This is a genomic window from Streptomyces sp. NRRL WC-3549 (assembly GCF_000721935.1).
Classification (GTDB): Bacteria; Actinomycetota; Actinomycetes; order Streptomycetales; family Streptomycetaceae; genus Streptomyces.
The window spans coordinates 133,356-133,876 of sequence record NZ_KL585391.1; the positions used below are offsets into that span (position 1 = coordinate 133,356).

Below are 521 nucleotides of genomic sequence, written 5' to 3' on the forward strand. Positions count from 1 at the left end.
ATGTGTATAAGAGACAGGGCCTGGTGCTGGCAGGCGGCATGCTCGTCTGGTCCATGGCGCAGAACGCGCTGTGGGGCGTGAGCAGCCGCATCGGGGCGGAGCAGGTCGGGCTCTCCGAGGTGGCGATCGGCGCGGTGTTCGCCGCCGCGCTCGGGGCCGGTCTGCTCGGGGTCATGGGCGCCGGGATGCTGGGTGCGCGGCTCGGCCGGGCGGTGCCGATCGGCGTCGGCACGGTGATCATCGCGGGGAGCATCGTGCTCAGCTCCTCGGCCGGCGGCATGGGCTCGTTCGCGACCGGCGAGATCGTGTGGAACACCTTCTACCCGGTGGTCCTGTCCTACCTGATCGGGCTGGCCGCCTCGCTGGACGTACGCGGCCGGTGGGCGGTCCTCGCGGGCTCGGCGGCGTCCGTGGGCACGGCCTGCGGTCCGGTGCTGGGCAGTGTGCTCTCCGAGCAGGCGGGCTACGCCGTGATGGGGCTCGTCCTCGGGGCCGCCACGCTGCTGGTCGCGGCCCCGGGC

At 73.5% G+C, this 521-nt stretch carries 1 pseudogene; it reads left to right on the forward strand.

The window, feature by feature from the left end:
• A pseudogene (locus tag IH13_RS0109190) lies at positions 1 to 521 on the forward strand (MFS transporter); the annotation flags it as partial.